Annotated in this window: 21 protein-coding genes; 5 read left to right on the top strand and 16 right to left on the bottom strand. The window is 41.5% G+C overall.

Annotated features, from left to right (window positions below):
• Positions 1 to 44 precede the first annotated feature (44 nt).
• Complete coding sequence (locus MTTB_RS07360) at positions 45 to 1,823, top strand: ribosome biogenesis/translation initiation ATPase RLI (RefSeq protein WP_248564360.1); 1,779 nt, start codon at positions 45 to 47, stop codon at positions 1,821 to 1,823.
• Between the two features lie 211 nt (positions 1,824 to 2,034).
• Here the strand turns inward: MTTB_RS07360 and MTTB_RS07355 are convergent, their stop codons facing one another.
• The 4 genes from MTTB_RS07355 to MTTB_RS07340 form a co-directional block, all read right to left on the bottom strand.
• Positions 2,035 to 2,346 (bottom strand): hypothetical protein, encoded by a 312-nt coding sequence (locus MTTB_RS07355; RefSeq protein ID WP_248564359.1) that lies wholly within the window; start codon positions 2,344 to 2,346, stop codon positions 2,035 to 2,037.
• A 111-nt stretch (positions 2,347 to 2,457) separates the two neighbouring features.
• Entirely contained in the window at positions 2,458 to 3,612 is a 1,155-nt protein-coding gene (locus tag MTTB_RS07350) for a pyridoxal phosphate-dependent aminotransferase (RefSeq protein ID WP_248564358.1), read from the bottom strand.
• 112 nt (positions 3,613 to 3,724) lie between these two features.
• Positions 3,725 to 4,432 carry a DNA repair and recombination protein RadB gene (gene radB / locus MTTB_RS07345; protein ID WP_248564357.1) on the bottom strand — a complete coding sequence of 236 codons (708 nt, stop codon included), beginning with the start codon at positions 4,430 to 4,432 and terminating at the stop codon, positions 3,725 to 3,727.
• Positions 4,429 to 5,046, bottom strand: a complete 618-nt coding sequence (locus tag MTTB_RS07340; RefSeq protein ID WP_248564356.1) for an L-threonylcarbamoyladenylate synthase — start codon at positions 5,044 to 5,046, stop codon at positions 4,429 to 4,431. Before MTTB_RS07340 ends, radB begins: the two co-directional genes overlap by 4 nt.
• Positions 5,047 to 5,114: 68 nt before the next feature.
• On the opposite strand from MTTB_RS07340, the gene pgsA reads away from it, so the two are divergent.
• From pgsA to MTTB_RS07320, 4 genes are read left to right on the top strand one after another with little or no spacing between them, the layout of a single operon-like run.
• Positions 5,115 to 5,687: an archaetidylinositol phosphate synthase gene (pgsA, locus tag MTTB_RS07335; RefSeq protein ID WP_248564355.1), complete on the top strand. Its 573-nt coding sequence runs from the start codon at positions 5,115 to 5,117 to the stop codon at positions 5,685 to 5,687.
• 6 nt (positions 5,688 to 5,693) lie between these two features.
• Positions 5,694 to 5,930: a DUF357 domain-containing protein gene (locus MTTB_RS07330; RefSeq protein ID WP_248564354.1), complete on the top strand. Its 237-nt coding sequence runs from the start codon at positions 5,694 to 5,696 to the stop codon at positions 5,928 to 5,930.
• Complete coding sequence (locus tag MTTB_RS07325) at positions 5,930 to 6,586, top strand: TIGR00153 family protein (RefSeq protein ID WP_248564353.1); 657 nt, start codon at positions 5,930 to 5,932, stop codon at positions 6,584 to 6,586. The genes MTTB_RS07330 and MTTB_RS07325 overlap by 1 nt, the downstream gene beginning before the upstream one ends.
• On the top strand, positions 6,586 to 7,236 hold the full coding sequence (locus MTTB_RS07320; RefSeq protein ID WP_248564352.1) for a DUF434 domain-containing protein: 651 nt from the start codon (positions 6,586 to 6,588) through the stop codon (positions 7,234 to 7,236). Before MTTB_RS07325 ends, MTTB_RS07320 begins: the two co-directional genes overlap by 1 nt.
• Positions 7,237 to 7,253: 17 nt before the next feature.
• Here the strand turns inward: MTTB_RS07320 and fbp are convergent, their stop codons facing one another.
• The 12 genes from fbp to MTTB_RS07260 all read right to left on the bottom strand — a co-directional run bounded on the left by fbp (position 7,254) and on the right by MTTB_RS07260 (position 18,953).
• Positions 7,254 to 8,351, bottom strand: a complete 1,098-nt coding sequence (gene fbp / locus MTTB_RS07315) for a fructose-1,6-bisphosphate aldolase/phosphatase (protein WP_248564351.1) — start codon at positions 8,349 to 8,351, stop codon at positions 7,254 to 7,256.
• Positions 8,352 to 8,418: 67 nt separating this feature from the next.
• The gene (gene thiI / locus MTTB_RS07310) at positions 8,419 to 9,570 is read right to left on the bottom strand and encodes a tRNA uracil 4-sulfurtransferase ThiI (protein WP_248564350.1); all 1,152 of its coding nucleotides are present in this window, start codon (positions 9,568 to 9,570) and stop codon (positions 8,419 to 8,421) included.
• 16 nt (positions 9,571 to 9,586) lie between these two features.
• Complete coding sequence (locus MTTB_RS07305) at positions 9,587 to 10,828, bottom strand: methanogenesis marker 16 metalloprotein (protein ID WP_248564349.1); 1,242 nt, start codon at positions 10,826 to 10,828, stop codon at positions 9,587 to 9,589.
• A 2-nt stretch (positions 10,829 to 10,830) separates the two neighbouring features.
• Positions 10,831 to 13,530 (bottom strand): alanine--tRNA ligase, encoded by a 2,700-nt coding sequence (alaS, locus tag MTTB_RS07300; RefSeq protein WP_248564348.1) that lies wholly within the window; start codon positions 13,528 to 13,530, stop codon positions 10,831 to 10,833.
• A gap of 83 nt (positions 13,531 to 13,613) precedes the next feature.
• Positions 13,614 to 13,922: a 50S ribosomal protein P1 gene (gene rpl12p / locus MTTB_RS07295; RefSeq protein WP_248564347.1), complete on the bottom strand. Its 309-nt coding sequence runs from the start codon at positions 13,920 to 13,922 to the stop codon at positions 13,614 to 13,616.
• A 35-nt stretch (positions 13,923 to 13,957) separates the two neighbouring features.
• Entirely contained in the window at positions 13,958 to 14,965 is a 1,008-nt protein-coding gene (locus tag MTTB_RS07290; protein WP_248564346.1) for a 50S ribosomal protein L10, read from the bottom strand.
• A gap of 1 nt (position 14,966) precedes the next feature.
• On the bottom strand, positions 14,967 to 15,605 hold the full coding sequence (locus tag MTTB_RS07285) for a 50S ribosomal protein L1 (protein ID WP_248564345.1): 639 nt from the start codon (positions 15,603 to 15,605) through the stop codon (positions 14,967 to 14,969).
• A 66-nt stretch (positions 15,606 to 15,671) separates the two neighbouring features.
• Complete coding sequence (locus tag MTTB_RS07280) at positions 15,672 to 16,163, bottom strand: 50S ribosomal protein L11 (protein WP_248564344.1); 492 nt, start codon at positions 16,161 to 16,163, stop codon at positions 15,672 to 15,674.
• On the bottom strand, positions 16,164 to 16,628 hold the full coding sequence (locus MTTB_RS07275) for a transcription elongation factor Spt5 (protein ID WP_248564343.1): 465 nt from the start codon (positions 16,626 to 16,628) through the stop codon (positions 16,164 to 16,166).
• Between the two features lie 22 nt (positions 16,629 to 16,650).
• Positions 16,651 to 16,830, bottom strand: coding sequence for a protein translocase SEC61 complex subunit gamma (locus MTTB_RS07270; protein WP_248564342.1), 180 nt, complete (start codon positions 16,828 to 16,830; stop codon positions 16,651 to 16,653).
• 118 nt (positions 16,831 to 16,948) lie between these two features.
• Positions 16,949 to 18,079, bottom strand: a complete 1,131-nt coding sequence (gene ftsZ / locus MTTB_RS07265; RefSeq protein WP_248564341.1) for a cell division protein FtsZ — start codon at positions 18,077 to 18,079, stop codon at positions 16,949 to 16,951.
• A 310-nt stretch (positions 18,080 to 18,389) separates the two neighbouring features.
• Positions 18,390 to 18,953, bottom strand: a complete 564-nt coding sequence (locus tag MTTB_RS07260) for a pyruvate kinase alpha/beta domain-containing protein (RefSeq protein ID WP_248564340.1) — start codon at positions 18,951 to 18,953, stop codon at positions 18,390 to 18,392.
• Positions 18,954 to 18,993 lie beyond the last annotated feature (40 nt).

The following is an 18,993-nucleotide window of genomic DNA, read 5'->3' as shown; positions in this document are numbered from 1 at the left end:
TAGTATAATAGGGTGAATGAGTATTTTTTTCTATGGTGATGTGAGTGACTAGGATCGCCATTTTGGATCATGATCGGTGCCAGCCGAAAAAGTGTAATTATCTGTGTATCGATTACTGTCCTGGTGTCAGGATGGGTGAAGACACAATAATAATCAATGAAAAAACTAAAAAGCCCATTATATCAGAGGAATTATGTTCTGGTTGCGGTATATGTACTAACAGGTGCCCATTTAATGCTGTAAGTATAATAAACTTGCCGGAGGCCCTTGAGGATCCTGTTCACCGTTATGGGGAGAACATGTTCGAACTTTTCGGATTGCCAGTTATCAGCCAAGGGGATGTGGTTGGACTTATAGGACCTAATGGGATTGGTAAGTCAACTATAAGCCGTATACTTTCAGGTGAATTGAAACCCAACCTTGGGGATTATGAAAACCCCTCAGGGTGGGATGAGATAATACGCTTCTTCAGGGGATCCCAATTGCAGGAATATTTTAAGAAACTTTCCACGGGTAAGTTAAGGACTGTTCATAAACCACAGTTGATAGACCTTATTCCAGAATATGTGAAGGGTAGAGTGGATGAGCTCTTAACAAGGGCTGATGAGCGTGGTAAACTAGATTTTATTATTGAAACTCTTGAACTTGAACCTATATTAAAACGGGATATAAAAAAGTTGAGTGGAGGAGAACTCCAGACCATAGCTATAGCCGCAGCCGCCCTTAGAGATGCTGACTTTTATTATTTTGACGAGCCAACATCCTGGTTAGATGTTAGACAGAGGCTAAACGCGGTTAAGGTGATAAGATCCCTCCAAGAAGAGGGTAAAGCCGTTATGGTGATAGAACATGATCTCGCAGCCCTTGACGCCCTCTCAGATTATGTTCATGTACTCTATGGGAAACCTGGAGCCTATGGTGTTGTATCAAAGAGGAGGGGTGTGAGGGTTGGTATAAACGCCTACATAAAGGGGTTCCTAAGAGAAGAGAACGTTAGATTCAGGAAAAGTGAAATCCAATTTAAAATCAAACCACCCACACCAGAAGAAGAAGGTGAAACACTCACCGAATACTCAAATTTAACCAAAAAATATAATAGTTTCCAATTGAATGTTGAAGAGGGTAAAATATACTTGAAAGAGATTGTAACAGCCTTCGGACCCAATGGCATAGGTAAAACAACCTTTGCCAAGATCCTAGCAGGGGTTGAAAAACCAGATAAAGGTAAAATTAAAAAGAAACTTAAGGTGGCCTATAAGCCACAATACCTAAAATCAGATTTTAAGGGCACTGTTAGAGAATTTCTGCAATTAAACGCGCAAGGATACGGTACCAAACTATTTAAAAGCGAAGTTGCAAGGCCTTTCTCCCTTGAGGAGTTAGAGGATAAAAGGGTTGAAGAGCTAAGTGGAGGAGAACTCCAGAGATTAGCTATCGCCACAACCTTATCCATGGAGGCGGATCTTTACGTTTTCGATGAACCCACAGCCTTCCTAGACGTTGAACAGAGGCTGATGGCGGCTAAAGCCATGAGGAAGATAATAGAGGGCAGAGACTCTTCTGCGATTATAATAGACCATGATATCATATTCCTCGATTATGTATCAGACAGAGCCATGGTATTCCATGGTACACCTAGTATAGAAGGGTATGCGACAAGTCCAACAGAACTTCGAAAGGCGATGAACAGTTTCCTCTCCCAGGTGGGGATAACATTCAGAAGAGATAAAGAGACAAAAAGGCCCAGGGTAAACAAACTCAATAGTTTCCTTGACCGTAAGCAGAAAGAAATCGGAGAATATTATTACATTAAAAGCGATTGAAATACTCTTACAAGGCTTTGGCTGTAATTTAGTGGACAGTAGGTTTGTGAGAAGGGAATACCAAGTTTGGCCCGTTGGGGGATGGAAGGTTTGCTTGTATGGTTAAAAAAAAAAGTGGGATACGAGGTAGTACAGGAAAAATAAATACTTTTTTTTGGGGATGTTCATATATGATGCTATTCATTTCTGTATCTGGGGAATGAATAATTTTTCATGGCTTGTTCTGGATCCGGTTTCTGTTTTGTTCTTGATGCTGTATTAATTCTCCGTGGAACATGTTCTGGTCCTGATATTGGAGTGGATTAATGTTTTTAGTCATCTGTTCGTATGCGGAACAATTTTGGGTTTGGTTCCTGTATCGTGTTTGATTTTGGGTTTGGTTCATGTATTGTGTCTGGTTTTGGATTTTCAATTGGGTCTGGTTTTGTAATTTTAGTCCTTCCCCTCCATAATATTGGTAACCAACTGCAGCCCCTATAGCTGCTATTATAACTATTAGAAGGAGGATTGTCAGTTTATCCATTGAATCATCACCTCCTATTATCTGTTCGTTGAACTACCCTTCTCTGATGGGAGGGGCTTCCTGCTTAAATGATTGTTTGGATGATCCTTAAGGTGGATGAGTTTCCTTTTTTTAGTTTCTTAGGAATCCCATTAGGTCTGTGAAGTTTTCTGCGAATATTTTAACTTGTTCTTTTGGGATTGAGAAGCTTAGGCGGATGTATCTGTTACCATAGAATCTGCTGGTGTATGATCCCTGTCTTACAAAGATTTTTCTCTTTAAGAGGGATTCTGTTAGATCATCTGGGGATACTCCTGTCTTGTATATGTCTATGGCCATCATGTTAGCGTTTGATGGGTATACTGGTATGAATGCGTCTTCAACTTCATCAACGGCTTTTTTTATGATCTTCTGGTTTTTGTATGTGCGTTCACGCACTCTTTTTATCCATTTTTTCTTGGTTTTTAGGGCTTTTATGGCGCCGATTTGTGATAGGGCGTTTGTCCCAAGGTCGTTTATGATAGCTGCTTTGAGGGGTTCCATCATCTCTGGTGCTGTTATAACACCCCCTATTCTGAGACCGGCCATTCCACAGATTTTTGAGAAACTGTAGATTGTTAAGGTCCTTTCTGGGGCGTATTTTGCTGCTAGGTGGTGTTTTTTCGCGAAGTCTCTGTATGTTATGTCATGTAGTAGGTATAGGTCTTTTTCCTCGGATATTTCGGCGAATTCTTTTATTTCATCTTTTGTATAGGATGATCCTAGGGGGTTGAGGGGGTCTATGAGTGATATTATCTTTGTTTTCTCGTCTATGTTATCTCTTGCGAGTTTTGGGGTGAGTTTGTATGAACATTTTTTGTTGTATATGTGTACGCTTGTTACTTTTGCCCCGAATCTCTTGGCGAAGTTTTCGATTATTAGGTATCCTGGGTCTGATGTTATGATCCTGTCACCTGGTTCTATGTAGCTGTGCATGCATAGGTAGAGGGATTCTGTCCCCCCGGCGGTTATGAGGGATTCGAAGCCGTTTTTTAATCCCAGGTCTTTTAGTATTAATTCTTGGAGTTCTGGGAATCCTTCTGGTGGGGGGTATTTACAGTATTCGTTACTTTTTATGAATTCTATCATTGCTTCTTTTATTTCATGATGATCATTAAGATGGTTTGTATTTTGGCCCATCCATATCATCTCTTTGTCCTTGAAGACATGATTAAAGAATTCATTAACACTTTTAAAACCATTTGGTGGTATTTTAACGGTTTTGTAATATTTTTTGGGGGAAATCATGCATATCACTACAGTTTATGATTGTGGTGTTCTTTTCACCAACAGTAAATCTGTCATGATTTTTTTAGATTATTATAAATAAAAGTTTTTACCTAGTATGAGCTTATGTGGATTATCCTTCAAGGCCGTTTTCAACTATCCTAAATGTTGTTTCAAGTCCTTCCTGTTTGTTTTTGTGTCTTTTTAAAATTGCCCGGCGTTCACCGACCACATCTCCTTTTTGTAGTTCGATGATTATTTTACTCCAATATTTGAGTATGGTGCCCCCTACGGGTTCAATGGCGTTTCTACCCTCTGCGTCAAATAGAGAATATATTTGGTTTGTGATTACAACTGCAAGATCATACTTTTTCGCCATCCTTAGAAGTAGGGCCATTTGGTTGCCTAGTTCACTGTGTATCCTTGGGGAGCTCCCATCCTTTAATCTGTATAATGCCACGGCCGAGTCTAGGATTATGAGATCGAATTCTTGTGGGTGTCTTTGTAGGAGTGACCATATTTTTCTTATTGTTTCGCCTTGTTCATGGAATGTTCCTGGTTCAAATAATATTATCTTTTTAGCTATCTTGTCGAAGTCTTTACCAGCCACTTGTCTTATCCTTTCGATTGACATTCCACCTTCTGTGTCTATGAATATTACTTTTCCATGGTTTTTCGCTGTTTCAACGGCTAGTTTGATGGCTATGTTCGTCTTCCCAGATCCTGGGGGTCCATAGAACTGTGTGAGGTTCCTTTTTTCCACGCCCCCTCCAAGTATTTTGTCCAGGGAACAACCTGTAGGTATCTTGGCTGGTTTTTTAAAGTTTGAGAGGAGTTTCATGCCCTTACGCCTTCTATGATTTTTTTGATTTTTTCAATATCCGCTCCTTTTCTTAAAATTTTCGGAGGATCGGTTGTAAGATCTATTACGGTGGATGCTCCCCCTTTAAGGGGGCCTGCATCTATGGCTAGGTCGACTTCACCTATTTGTTGGATTATGTCCCTGATGTTATTATGGGTTTTCATCCCGGATATATTTGCACTTGTACTTGTTATTGGGAATTCCTTTGAAAGTTCCCTGGAGATGATATTATCTGGGATTCTTATACCAATTTTTTCGGTGCCTCCTGTTAAAATCTGGGGGACTGTGTTCTTTTTTTTGAGTATGATTGTGAATGGTCCTGGTAGAAGTTTGGTGATTAATCTTTCAATTTTGGGGTTGATGTGGGCGACTTTTCTTATCCATTTTGTGTCATGTAAGCATATAGATATTGGTTTATTAAGAGGTCTTCTCTTTAATCTGTAGAGTCTTTTTACAGCCTCTTCATTAAAGGCGTTGACGCCAAGGCCGTATAGTGTGTCTGTGGGATATAATACGATGCCACCACCCTCTAGGATGGTTCTAGCCGCCTTTAAATGGTCCTTTAAATTTTTATCTGTTTTTATGATCTTCATTTTGGATCTGCTTTCGGATTCTATGCCCCCCATGGATATATATAAATTGAATTTTATAAGAATATTCTATGTTAAATAATCTCAGACCCTACCTTGGGAGGATAACAGACCCCATAGCATCAAGGATTAAGGTAAACCCAAATTATGTTACCCTAGCCGGTTTTATAATCGCTTTGGTGGCCGCTTACACTTTTGCGGTGAAGAACTTGTTTCTCGGGGGGTTGTTAATAGCCTTGAGTGGTTTTATGGATATTATTGATGGGGCTATTGCAAGGGGAAATTCTAAGGCGACGAAATTTGGAGGATTCTTGGATTCAACTCTAGACAGGTTCTCGGACGCGTTTATACTGGTAGGTATAACCTATGGCGGTTTTATAGGCTGGTTAACTGGGATGTTGGCACTTCATGCTTCTTTAAGTGTGAGTTATGTTAGGGCCCGTGCAGAGGGTGAAGGCGTACCTTGTAGTGTTGGGGTTGCTGAAAGGGCTGAAAGACTATTAATATTAATGTTGGGGGCGTTTTTGGGTTCGGTTCTTGGAGGTTTTATCATGGAGATTGCTGTTATCCTGGTTATTGTCCTTGGATATTTTACCGTGGTCCAGAGGATCTATTATTCTTGGAAGATGATGTTTTGTGGGTGATTGGCCTTGGCAGTTGAAAGGATCAAAAAGGATATTGAACTTCTAGAGAAAAATATAAGGGAAATGTTACATCTAGATTTTAGTAGGGAGGAGAAGGATATTATCCAGAGGGCTGAAAATTATAAAGAAGACTCCATATATTATCTAGAGAAGGGTGATTATATAACATCTTTTGGTTGTATAAATTATGCACATGGTTTAATCGACTCTTTACGTATTCTACATGGGATAGGGGTTAAATAATGAGAAAATTTTTCCTAAAAGAGAGCAAAGTTGAATTGTATGCTAAAGAGCATGTGAAGAAAGTTTATGAGTGTTACAGGGAATTTGAGAAGCTGATGCCCCACTTTTATAATGGGGATTATGAGAAGGTGGATATTCTAACAAGGAAAATATCCGCCCTAGAACATGAGGCGGATGAAATACGCCGGAAGATGGAGATGGGATTCTATGAGGGGGCATTTTTACCATTTGACAGGGAAGATAGGATAATGTTAACTGAAAAGGTTGATAAGGTGGCTGACACGATCGAATCAACAGCGTTCACAATATCCTTGAGTAAAGTTGAATTCCCAGCCGATTTTCAAAAGGATTTTGAAGCATTCATGGAGGTTATAGGACAGATCGTAAAAGCGCTAGATGATTGTATAAACTTCCTAGAAGAGGATCTTACAGAGGCTATCCGGAAAGCTCATGAGATCGAGAAACTTGAAGAGAAGGCGGACGAAATTGAAAGAAGGATATTAACTAAGCTTTACAAGTCCTATAGGGATGAGGAGATTGGCGTGGTTAAACTCCTGGGGATGAAGGAGGTTACAGTACACCTTGGGAATATAGCAGACAGGGCCGAGGATGCGTCAGATCGTGTGCTTATTATAGCTGCTAAGAGGAGGGGTTGATGACCCTCAAAAAGGCCGTGGAGGATCTTCGCTATCTTCTAGACAGGGGGTATAAGAAGAGGGTTGCGCTCGATTTTGTCGCGAACCATTATATGTTGAAGAGAAGGGATAGAAATTACCTTGCAAGGTATGTTTTTTCAGAGTCCACAATAAGAGACAGAAAAAAGAAAATAGCAAGTCCAGAATCCTTGAGAGGATCTGGGATAATCTTAGATGGTTATAACGTTCTCATAACAGTTGAGAGCGTCCTTCAAGGGAATTTTTTCATAGCCCAGGATGGGTTTTTAAGGGATTCTAGGGGGGTTTTCGGAAAATACAAGTTGAATGATGAAACCCTTAAGGCCCTCGAGCTCGTTTTTAAGGCATTAAAGGTTTTGAAAGTGGGTTTTGTGAAATTTTATTTTGATAAAAATGTAAGTTTTAGCGGGGAATTAGCATCCATTGTAAGAAGACTATTAAAGGATTATGGGATCCCTGGTGAGGTGGAATTGTCCCCAAATGTTGATTATAATATTAAAAGGGAATCTGAGGATTTTGTTGTTGCTACAAGTGACAGTGCCATTATAGATAGGGCCGAAAGGGTGTTTGACATTCCATTCTTTATATGGAAATATTTAATCGGCGACCAGGAGGAGGCTAAAAAAGAATAAAAAGGGGGATAGGGTTTTTATTCTATGTCCTCGAATCTCCCTTTTAATTTTTTAAGGATCTCTGGTAATGTTGTGTATTCCATTTCATCACTTGGGAGTCTGTGTGGTTCGAATGGCCCGTGCCTTCGCATGTATTCTGCTATTTCAGATGCTAGTACCCTTGAACGGTCGAAGGATGGATCGTCAAAGAGATCTATTGGTCCGATTAATTTGCAGTTAGCAACTTGGAAGCCTAGGCCGATGACCCTGGGTGGACCGTCGAATCGGACTGGTGTAGCATCCTTTTGGGGTACCGGCATTAGTGGGCCGTTGTGCGAACCTCTCATCCACCCACCTACGAGGTGTGGGAGTGAGAACGGTTCTAGCACTTCCCCAGCTGCTGGGAAGCCTGATTGGGATCTTACTATAGCTACTGGGTCGTCCTTTCCGATATATTTCCCGGCCATGATATTTAGTCTTTCTGTGCTTACAGAGGCGGCTATTTCGTCATCGTCTTTCCTATATATTTTTTTGATCACATAGCGGCCGATAGCACCTAGGAGGGCTAGTAAGTCATACATTTCCTCTGGACATGACATTATGACTTTCTTGTGCTCTATGACGTCGAAGATTTCGAATTTGTAGCCGTTATGTAGGCTGGGGTCTATTACGAGTCCTGCTGTGTTGAATGGGTCTGCGAATATTCTGAAGAGTGGGAGGTTGAAGGCTCCTGGTTCTGTCTTGTCGCAGCAGAATATGATAACTGGGTCGCTTGGTCTTTCTTTGAACTCCATCTCAGCACAACCGGGACCCATACCCTTTATGTTACCTGAGAACGTGTCTGAGAGCAGGTCTTGGCCTGCACCGTATAGTTTCATTTCCCTTGCAAGGTTTGTTGCTTCTTTAAAGGCGTTCCATGCTGTTTCGTGCACTTCTTCGTCTTCTTCGCCTCTGTGGTGTGTCATTATAAGGTCGATGTCATCTCCACAATTGGTTATATAATAGTCTTCTAGGATCCCTGTATCCTTGGCCTCCGAGAGTATATCATCGCATTTCTTTTTTAGGGCCTCGTGAGCGAGCACGTGACCTGCTAAGCTCCCGACGTCAGCTTTAATCACACTAATTGTTGTTTTCATTATGGGTACACCTCCAGGCTAAAATATACAATTATGAACACTAGTAGAATATGGGGGTCTATTATAATTAGTATTTTGTTTTTGTTTCCATGATCTTTTCTAATTTTGGATCTAAGTCTAGGCTCTGCTTTATCTTTAATAGTTTTTGTGGGCTTATTTTCGTCGCTGGATGTGGTGGGGCTGCGGTACATGCCCCATTTGGGGATGTGGAGATTTTGTAGGTTCCTATTCTTTTTGCAAGGTTTTCTATTTCTATCTTGTCGAAGCCTATTAGGGGGCTTAGAATGGGGATTTTTACACTGTAGCGTGTTGCGAGGATATTATGGAGGGTTTGGGATGCTACTTGTCCGATGCTGTTACCATCTACAATAGCTAGGGCTTTTTTTTCATTGGCTATTTTCTCTGCGATATGATACATTCCGAATTTGCATAGTATGCAGGTGAGGTTTCTTGGAGCCTTTGATATGCAATAGTCGAGGTATTCACCATATTCTATTGTTAATAGTTCAAATTCCACACCTGGGGAGTATTCTTTTAGTTTATCTGCTAGCTTTTTGATTTTTATCCTAGTTTTTTTGCTTGTGTATGGGTGTGTGTCAAAGTGTAGTGCTAGTATCTTACATCCTCTTTTCATTATGAGATAGGTTGCAACGGCAGAATCTATACCACCTGAGAGTAGTGATACTACTTTTCCACTTGTGCCGATTGGAAGACCCCCGGGGCCTGGTATGATTTCATGGAAGAGGTATGTTTTCCCGCCCCTGACCTCTAGGAATATTTCTATGTCTGGTTTTGTGAGGTCTACTGGGGCCCCTATCTTATCTTGGACTATTGAACCTGCGTATGCTGCGAGTTCTTGGCTTGTGAAGTTGTGGGCTCCGGTCCTTTTACATCTTATTGCGAAGGATTTTTTTTCATCAAATAGGCCCTCTGAGTTTAGTTTTTCCACGTATTCTCTGAGTTTGGTTGAGATCACTTTTTTGTCTGTTTTCATAGCGATTACTGGGGAGAATGATATTATCCCGAAGATTTTGGTTAGTTTGTCTAGGGCTTCTTTGAAATCTGCTGGGTGGATGAATATTCTACCCTCTCTTATGTGGGCTTCTGTTTTAAATGCGCTTTTTATGTTATGGATGAGTTGTGATTCAAATTTTCTCCTAACCCGCGGACTTTTAAGGGCTATTTCCCCGTAACGTCCAAGTATGAGGTCATAGTCCATCTGTTACACCCATGGTTTATCTGATGGGGAATTCACCAGATTCTATCCGGTATTTTAATTCTTCAGCTAATTTCTTTGCACGTTTTATATCTGATTGTCTGCATACTACAGGCACTTTAATGCTTTTATTATTGGTTTGGAGTGTGACTTTCCCTGTTCTCATCTCGAATACATTATTTGGACAAGAATTTGCGCACATTCCACATCCAAAGCATTTTTCAAGGTCTAGTGTGTTCTTGAAGGCTAGGGTTGGGCATCTTTCAGCTACGAGACATTTTTCACAATTAGCACATCTTTGCGGATGGTATGATGGTCTTTCATCCCCCATCCAGGCAATCTTATAATTGGTTTTGTTTATTATTCTCCTGTCCCTTATATCGGCTATTGGTAGTGGGATGTTGTCATTTGTTATTAGGGTATTTGCGAGTATTTTCTTGTTGAGTATGGGTATTGGGATGGCGATTGTGTTGAATATTTCCGGGCCGGCGGCTGTTCTGAAACCTCCGATGTAGTAGGGGTTCATGTGATGGAGGTCGGCGGCTATCATGAGGTTGGGTTTTTCTGGTGTGCTCCTTGTACCTTCTCCTATGATCATCCCGGGGGCGCCGTTTAATAGTATTGGGGAGCCGATTTTTATTGTTTCCATCGTGGGGTCGTTTTGGAGGGGGTTGAGTTCACCGCATCCTGAAAATGAGAGGCCTTTGTATGGTCCTTCCATTGGTATTGGATTGAATATGGATGGTATTGGCTCGTCACTTGGGTTTATAAATGCCATATAATTTTTGTATGCCATTCTTGTGCCGATTATCCTAGCGGTTTTGATCTTGTCTAGGGTTAAGCTGGTTTTGATGGTTTTTGAGTCTGTTGATTCTATGATGACTTCTATTTCTTTTCTTTTTAAGATGTCGTTTAGTAGGAATCCTCCTCCGTAGTCTGGGTTTTCTATGCTTGTTGATGTCCCATATAATATGATGTCGACTAGGCCTAGGTTTTCGTTTGGGCATGGTCCTGGGGTTGCTGGGACACCGTTTAGGTAGACTTTTTTTGCTTTTTTGAATTTTCCGGGTTCTGCGACTTTAAAGTGCATGATGGCGGCGGTGCCTGACATTATCCCGCAGGTGGCTGTGGTTACGATGTCCACGTCGTCGATGGATATTCTTTCTTGGTTGCGGAGCATTTCCTTTATTTGTTGGACTGTGAATATTTGGGCTTCTCCTTTTTCTATTTTCTCTTTTATACCTTTGATTGTTTTTCCCAAGTTCAACCCTCAAGGGCGGCTTTTATTAGCCTTCGGGCTTCTTCTAGGACTTCGTTTATTCTGTGGGTTTTTGGGCCGGCTCCTTGTGCGAGGTTGGGTCTTCCTCCTCCTCCTCCGCCGAGGATTTCTGCGAGTTTTTTTATGATCTTGTTTATTTTGATGCCTTTTTTGATGGCTTTTTGGGATGATGCTCCCACGATTTTCCCGTTATTGTTTAATAGGATGGCGATGTCTATTTTGTCTTCTGTGAGTTTTAGTGCCATTTCTTGCATTTCATCCATTTTTGCATCGACGATTTCTCCTATGAATAGGAGGTTGTCAATTTTTTGGGTTTTGTCTGTGAGATTTTCTATTTTTAGGAGTGCTATCTCCTCTTTTAGGCGTTTTATCTCGTTTTTGAATGATTTCCATTCTTTGAAGAATCTTTCAGAGACTCTGGGGAGTTGTTCCACTGGTACTTTGAATATCTTTGAGCTTTCTATTAGTAGGCGGTTGATATTTTGTATTTCTTTTATCGCGGCTTCTCCTACTGAAAATTCGATCCTTTCAACGCCGTCTTGTATTCTTTCTGTGCGGTTGATTTTTATGGGTCCTATGTTCCCTGTGCTGGTTACGTGTGTGCCTCCGCATGCTTGCACATCAATTTCGCCTATTTTTACTATTCTTATCCTGTCTCCGGGTACTACTCCACCCTGGTATAGTATGAAACCGTATTTTTTCTCGGCTAGGTTTCTTTCCATCCATTTGGTTTTAACTGGGATGTTCTCCATCACATACTTGTTGGCTAGTTCTTCTATTTTTTCGATTTCATCAATGCTGATCCTCTTGTAGTGTGATAGGTCTATCCTTGATCGTCTGATCCCCTTTTGGGCTCCTGTCTGCCAGATGTGGTCTCCGAGGACTTGGCGTGCCGCGGCTACTATAAGGTGGGTTCCGGTATGGTTTCTGGTTAGTGCTGTTCTTCTTTCCCAGTTGATGGTTCCCTCTATGGTTTTGCCTATAAGTTCTCTTGGAAGTTTATCTGTGTTTGTTCTGTGGAGTACTATGTCCCCGATTTTTTCTGCATATTCGACCTTTAATTTGGTCTTTCCTATTTTTAGTATTCCTTTGTCTGATGGTTGGCCGCCACCTTCTGGATAGAATAGTGTTTGGTCTAGTATTATCCCGTTTTCATGCAATCCTAGTATTTTGGCTTTGAATTTTTTTTCGGTGGGTTTTTCGTAGAATAATAATCTTGTCTTGGGATAGTCTAATTCTATTGGGGTTGGTTCTGTCTCTTCTTCTTTTTCATGTTTTTCGGCTACGAGTGTGTAGAAGTTGTCTGGGATTTTTATTTTGAAACTTTGGGTGTTTGATATTTCTTTTACTAGCTCTGGGGGTATGCCGTGGGAGTCGTAGAGTCTTATGAGGGTTTCGACTGGTATTTCCTTTTTTCCTTCTTTTTTGAAGTGGTCTATTGTCTTTTTAACTATTCTTTCACCCTTTTGGATCGTCTTTTTGTATCTTTTCTCTTCTAATCTTATTATGTCTATTATGTGTTGTTGGTGTTCTCTTATTTCGGGGTATTGGGGTTCTAGGAAGTCTATTTGGATTTGCATTATGTCTTTTAATGATTCTTTTAGGTGTAATTCTTTTAGTAGTCTGATGGTGCGTCTTATTATTAAACGTGCGAGGTATCCTTCCTTTACATTTGATGGGATTATACCATCTGCTAGCATGAATGCTAGGCACCTTGTATGGTCTGCTATTGCATATATGGATTCCATTGGCTTTGCTGATGCTTCAAGTTCCTTGACTGGGATGCCTAGTTTATCTGCTACTCTTCTTCTGAGGGTTTTAAGGTCTGCGTATGTTTGTATGTCCATCATACCCGCGACTTGGGCGTTTTCTTTTAGTATGTCTTCGTCGACTTCGATTGATGCTAGTTCTTTTAGTCTTTCGATTACTGGGCCGAATGATGCGTCATATGCTGTTGGGGTTCCCTGTGATATCCATGCGAATCTTTCGAGTCCGTAGCCTGTGTCAACAATCTTTAATGGGATTTCCTTTTTAGTAGAGTCTGGGAGGATCTCGTATTGTATGAATACGAGGGTTGCGAGTTCAACACCCCTTACGCAGACTTCATAGCAGGGTCCTGCGTTTCCTCCGCCTTCCCACCATGATTCTATGAATGTTGCCTCTTTGGGGTTTATGCCAATGTGTTCTAGGAAGTCGTGGCAGTATTTTATTGTTTCATCTTCCCAGTAGATTTGGTTTTCTGGGGAGTTGAATGCGTGGTGGCCTCCCATGGTGAAGCAGGTTAGGTGTCTTCCTGTTCTTCCTACGTTGTCTATGTCGTTTAATCTTATTGAGGGTTGGGCGACTACTAGTGGGTTTGCTGGTGGTTTAACCATCCCTGATGTTACCCATGGTTGGAAGTTGTAGATGGATGCTCCTACGAGGAATACGTCGTCTCTCCAGCGTTTTGCGAGTACTGGGTATCTTTTTATGGGTTCGTGTCCTCTTTCTTTGAAGAATTCGATGAAGGTATTCTGGATCTTGTAAAGGTCGTATTTTTTCTTTGTTGGAGGATCTCCGATGAAAGTGTAGGGGTCGCATGGAGCGTCTCCACATGTTTCACGCTCTTCTATGGACCAAAAATATTCTCCACATGATTTGCATTTGTTTTTTTCATATCCAAGTTTTTTTAGTTGGTGGGACATGGTAATCTTTAGTGTCTTTTTCACCTTAAAAAAAGTAGTATGGTATAAAAAAAGGTTTTGGGGGGGAAGAAGAATCCCTTTTTTTAGCCGAAGAGTGCGCCTAGACCAGCGGCTGCCTCCTCTTCCTCTTCCTCTTCTTCCTCCTCTTCTTCCTCTTCTTCTTCCTCTTCTTTTTCTTCTGCAGCTTCAGCTGTTGGTGCTCCTGCTGCTGGGGCTACAGCTGCTGTTTCCATTGCTTCTTCAATGTCAACTTCTTCTAGTGCTGCTATCAAAGCTTTTACCCTGGCGTCATCGACTTCTGCTCCAGCTGCCTCTAGCACTTTTTTCACGTTCTCTTCGTTTATTTCTTTGCCTGTAGCGTGTAATAGCATTGCTGCGTATATATATTCCATATGATCACCTCAGAATTATTTTTTTATTGTAAATTTTAGCCGAAGAGTGCGCCTAGACCAGCGGCTGCCTCTTCTTCTTCCTCTTCTTCTTCCTCTTCTTTCTCTTCTTTCTCTTCTTTTTCTTCTTTTTTGGTTTTTGGTTTGGTTTTGGTTGTTATCTTTTCTAGTAATTCTTCATCAAGGGCTTCTTTGTTATTTTGGGCGATTTTCGCTGCTAATGAAAGCATCTGTGCATAGGCTCTGGATAGTAGTGGTTCTGCTGTTTCTGGTGTGAGTATTGCAGCGTTATAGGCTAGGTTGAAGGCTTTTGAAGCTGCGTTTTGTATGATGTATGGTATTGTTTCCCTGGTGTAGATTAGTGCGTTAATTGACAAGTTGAAGGCTTGTGAAAATGCCCTTTTGATATCAGCTATTGTCTTGTTTTCATCAATTCTTAAAATATCGGATGTATAGATTGTTTCGTTTTCATATGCGCCTTTAAGGTCTATACCAACCTCTAATGGTTGTATATCTAGGCGGTTTAAGATTTCAGCAACCTTTGGGGATATTTCATCCCCGGCTTTTAATATGGTGTGATCTTCTGTTATAACTATTTTGCCCTTCTCTATCCTCGCGGGTATGCCTAGTTGTTGTAATTCTCCGAGGATGGGCCCAGGGGCGAAGCCGGTGTCCCCTTTGGGTATTATAACATCTTGGGGTGCTATAGCCCCTGGTTTTGCAGGGGATGGGGTTTTACTTTTTTCGAGTATTTTGAATAATTTGAAGGGGTTCATGTTGCTGACTATGAGGGCTGGCTGGCCTTCCATGATATTGTTCAACTCTGTTATGTTTTTCTTTTCCTGGGCTGCTCTGTCTAGTGCTAGGGAGATTAGGGTTTTCCTTGACATCCTAATTTTTGCTTTTTCACGGAGGTTCTGTCTCATTTTTTGTAACTGTTTTGCTGGGATATCTGATAGGTCGACTATGCCTATAACCTCATGACCTTTTATCATCTCTGCAAGGTCTTTAACTTCTTCCTTTTTCCATTCAGCTACATGAGCCATTTTAGATCACCTTTACTGCCGGTCCCATGGTTGTCTTTATGTACATGGATTTTACCTGTTTTCTGCCTTTTTCGAGGTTACGGTCAAGCACGTCGAGGATGGATTCAATGTTCTCTGTTATTTTTTCTTCGTCCATTTTCTCTGTCCCCACGGTTGTGTGTATTAGTGGTTGGTCTTTTACTCTGACTCTGACGGTGTCTCTGAGCTTTTTTATGAGGGGTGCTGGGTTTGCTGTTGCTGGTATTGGTTTAGGCATCTTTTTTCTGGGTCCTAGTACTGGTCCTAGGAATCGGCCTACGAGTGGCATTAGGTCTGCTTGTGCTATGAAGAATTCGTATTCGTTGGCTAGCCTTTTCGCCTTTTTACGGTTTTTTCCAAGCTCTTCTAGGTCGTCTCTCGTTATCACGAGGTCTGCGCCGGCTTTTTTCGCTTGTAGGGCTAATTCTCCATCTGCGATGACTGCTATTTTAACTTCTTTGCCGCGGCCGTGTGGTAGTGAGACTTCTTCTTCGAATCTGTTCTCTGGTTTGTTCACATCTAGGTCTTTGATGTTTATGACTATGTCGATTGACTGTGTGAAGTTCCGCGGCTTGGATTGTTCCTTAGCCTTCTTCACCGCTTCTAGTATCTCTTGTTTCATTTTTATTATCCTCCCATGAGAAAATAGAGTTAAAATTAAAGTTTTATCTTTTATTATATATCATGTTTATGGTTTGGCTTCTTCTAGTATGTCATTGTAGGCTCCCTTGTCGATTTCTTTTTGGACTTCTCTGGGGTCTTTGCCCTCTACTGTTATACCCATGCTCACACAGGTCCCTAATATTTCTTTAACTGCGCCCTTGTAGTCTTTTGCGAGTAGTGAGTCGAATTTCATCTTAGCCACTTTCAGGACTTGTTCCATGGTCAGGTCCGCGACCTTGTCCATGCCGGGGTCCTCTGATCCTTTCTCGATGCCTAGTTCTGCCATTATTAGGGCTGTTGTGGGTGGTGTTCCTACTTTGATTTCGAATTCTTTTGTTTCTGTGTCTATGGTGATTTTCACGGGGACTTTCATCCCCTCGAAGTCTGCTGTTTTTTTGTTGATTTCGTCGACGATTTGCATCATGTTGACTCCGTATGGTCCGAGGGCCGGGCCTAATGGCGGTCCTGGGGTGGCTTTACCACCATCTATGAGGATCTCAATTGTCTCTTTAGCCAACTAATCAGCCTCCTTTTGTATTATACGTATCTGGTCACCTTTAACCGTTACGGGTATTGGAACTGCTGCTTCTATCAATTCTAGGACTACTTCTTCCCTTGATTCGTCTATACGTATAACCTTTGCTCTTTCTCCTTTGAAGGGTCCTGATATGAGTTCGACTATACTGCCCTTTTTGATGGATGCTATTATAGGTTCTGGTTTGAGGAATTTTCTTATCTCGTCGAAGTCTATGGGTTTTTCACCATCTACTATACCCCGCAGGTGGGGTACTCTCAGGGCTGGGCTTCTAATGTCTATTTTACCTGATACTTCCACTAGTATGTATCCTTTCAGGGATTCTGGTGCTAAGATAGCGTTTATTTCCATCCCACTTGTTTTGACTTTTCTTGCTAGCATCCTTGCCACGTTTTTTTCCTGGCCCACTGAAGTTTTTAGGGCGTAGATGGCATTTTTATCTTCCATTGGATACACAACCTAATATATTTTATTTACCTAGGATTTGTGTCAGGAGTGTGATTATAAGGCCTATTACTCCGATTATGATTATGCCTATGCCGGTGACCTTGGCCACGGTAAGGTATTCTTCTCTGTCGGGTTTCTTTGAAACCTTTAGGACTCTCCTCGATTTTTCTATAAACTCTAGAATAGATTCTTTATAGCCCATGATTATCCCTACTCTCTGAAGTGTTAAAAAAGAGTGATTGAAAATTCTATGATACTATGGGATAATATATTATTTTCGGGGACTTATAAATTCTTCGTTATCGGTCTAAAATAGTGGCTTAGAATACACCGTCTATAAATTCTTCTAGTGCCGAATCATCCACAGATTTCTTCTCTTTTTTCATTTCACTTGCGATATCTTTATCGGTTGGGGAACCGTAAATGTATGGGGATTTTACTCCCGCGACTATTATGGTTGTTCTTATCATGTTTTGGAGTTCATCTTGTATTTGGGCTCCCCAGATTATATTTGCGTCTGGGTCTAATTCTTCGGCGACTACTTGGACTATGTTCTCGGCTTCCTGTAATGTGAGGTCTGAACTCCCTGCTATGTTTATAAGGGCGCCTTTACCATTGGATATGTCGAGGTCGAGCAGTGGACTGTTGAGGGCTTCATGGACTGATTCCAGTGCCCTGTCTCCTGATTCTGATTCGCCCATTCCTATTATTGCCATCCCTGAACCTTTCATTATACTTTTAACATCTGAGAGGTCTAGGCTGACAAGTGCTGGTTTTGTGATTAGTTCTGTTATACCCTTTACTGCCCGGCCTAGGATTTCATCAGCCACCATAAATGCCTTGTTGATGGGCAGGTTAGGTGCGACTTCTAGGAGTTTATCATTGGGGATAACAATAACGGTGTCAGCAGCGTTCTGCAACTTTTCCAAGCCCATCTCCGCGTTTTCCCTCCTTTTAAGCCCCTCTGCACTGAATGGTAGTGTTACTACGGCGATTGTCAGGGCTCCTATCTTCTTTGATAGTTTACATATTATTGGCGCCGAACCGGTGCCTGTACCCCCACCGAGGCCGCAGGTCACAAATACCATGTCCGCTCCTTCTAGTTCTCTTCTTATCTCGTCTTCGCTTTCCTCTGCACATTCTTCTCCAATTTCTGGGACGCCACCGGCTCCGAGGCCATTGCATATGCTCCTCCCGATTAGGAGTTTGCGGGAGGAGAGAGTATAGTAGAGGTCTTGTGCATCAGTGTTGATGGCTATGGTCTCCGCCCCTTCTATTCCTATCTCGTTTAGACGGGTTATAGTGTTATTCCCCGCCCCGCCGGTGCCTACGACGTATATTTTCGCCCTACTTTCTTTTATTATCTCTTTGAGGTCTTCGTCTAATGGTGTAGGTGCAGGCTTTCTCTTTTTTATGGTATCTTCTTTTATGGCTTCGTTAATAAATTTCAATTGCTACCCCCACATAAGGTTTTTTTGGAGATCCGGTCTTGATCATGGGATGCCCATTCACCCAAGACGGGATGAGAGGTATGATATGGTTTCGGCCCGATTTTGGAGGTTCTTGAATTGTATTGAATATTATAATGTTCACCACTAATGCCGATTTTGATTATAATTGTCTATTATTTAATGTAGGTATATATAACTTTAACGTTATTCCATTTTTTCTATTTGATCCGGTAATTCTCACTTATACTCTATTTTATGAGTTTTCATGGGTGAAAGTTTATATTATCCCCCTTGGAGGTTGGAGAATGGTCTAGGGGCGGGGTATTGCGATTATTTCATGTATTCTAAGGTCGAAGACGTTGTTCATATGGGCTGGTGAGATGACTAGGGCTGTGTCAACTCCCTGTGCTGTGCCTCCGATTGCTATGATCTCTCTATCCATGGGTATGAGCCCTGCATCGGCGGCCATTATGGTGATTTCGACGCAAACTTTGAATCCTTGTGAGACCATGCGGAGGGTTTCTGCCATTATCTCAACTGGTGTGACGCCACCAAATCGGTTGGAGATGCCCCTGCCAACACCACTTAATGCATGGGATCCTGCGTACACTTTTATACCCTTTTTTGTTACTTCGTCCCTTATTTTAGGGTCCATTTCTAATTTTCCTTTTTCTCTGAAACCTGCATGGTGGGTGATGCACACAATATCAGCATCACCTAATATTTCTGATAGTTTGAGGGCTGTTCTACCAGAAACGGATGCTACAATTATATTATCGATGCCGAGTTCATCTGATCTCTCTTTAACGAGTTTTAATAGTTTGTCAGTGTTTTCCGGGCCCGGGGTCTCGAAATAGCATATACTCTTTATCATAGGAATCACCATAATTTTATATTAGACAAGTTATATTATT

The sequence above is a fragment of the Methanothermobacter tenebrarum genome (assembly GCF_023167465.1).
Taxonomy (GTDB): Archaea; Methanobacteriota; Methanobacteria; order Methanobacteriales; family DSM-23052; genus Methanothermobacter_A; species Methanothermobacter_A tenebrarum.
Note: the sequence above shows the minus strand (reverse complement) of the source record. Positions and strands in the feature narration are given on the sequence as shown.

Coding starts and splice junctions, on each gene's coding strand:
- MTTB_RS07320 (WP_248564352.1), top strand. CDS start 6,586: ATGACCCTCAAAAAGGCCGTGGAGGATCTTCGCTATCTTCTAGACAGG.
- MTTB_RS07350 (WP_248564358.1), bottom strand. CDS start 3,612: ATGATTTCCCCCAAAAAATATTACAAAACCGTTAAAATACCACCAAAT.
- MTTB_RS07275 (WP_248564343.1), bottom strand. CDS start 16,628: ATGGAAGATAAAAATGCCATCTACGCCCTAAAAACTTCAGTGGGCCAG.
- fbp (WP_248564351.1), bottom strand. CDS start 8,351: ATGAAAACAACAATTAGTGTGATTAAAGCTGACGTCGGGAGCTTAGCA.
- rpl12p (WP_248564347.1), bottom strand. CDS start 13,922: ATGGAATATATATACGCAGCAATGCTATTACACGCTACAGGCAAAGAA.
- MTTB_RS07270 (WP_248564342.1), bottom strand. CDS start 16,830: ATGGGCTATAAAGAATCTATTCTAGAGTTTATAGAAAAATCGAGGAGA.
- thiI (WP_248564350.1), bottom strand. CDS start 9,570: ATGGACTATGACCTCATACTTGGACGTTACGGGGAAATAGCCCTTAAA.
- MTTB_RS07340 (WP_248564356.1), bottom strand. CDS start 5,046: ATGAAGATCATAAAAACAGATAAAAATTTAAAGGACCATTTAAAGGCG.
- pgsA (WP_248564355.1), top strand. CDS start 5,115: ATGTTAAATAATCTCAGACCCTACCTTGGGAGGATAACAGACCCCATA.
- MTTB_RS07325 (WP_248564353.1), top strand. CDS start 5,930: ATGAGAAAATTTTTCCTAAAAGAGAGCAAAGTTGAATTGTATGCTAAA.
- MTTB_RS07260 (WP_248564340.1), bottom strand. CDS start 18,953: ATGATAAAGAGTATATGCTATTTCGAGACCCCGGGCCCGGAAAACACT.
- MTTB_RS07355 (WP_248564359.1), bottom strand. CDS start 2,346: ATGGATAAACTGACAATCCTCCTTCTAATAGTTATAATAGCAGCTATA.
- MTTB_RS07290 (WP_248564346.1), bottom strand. CDS start 14,965: ATGGCTCATGTAGCTGAATGGAAAAAGGAAGAAGTTAAAGACCTTGCA.
- radB (WP_248564357.1), bottom strand. CDS start 4,432: ATGAAACTCCTCTCAAACTTTAAAAAACCAGCCAAGATACCTACAGGT.
- MTTB_RS07285 (WP_248564345.1), bottom strand. CDS start 15,605: ATGAAACAAGAGATACTAGAAGCGGTGAAGAAGGCTAAGGAACAATCC.
- alaS (WP_248564348.1), bottom strand. CDS start 13,530: ATGTCCCACCAACTAAAAAAACTTGGATATGAAAAAAACAAATGCAAA.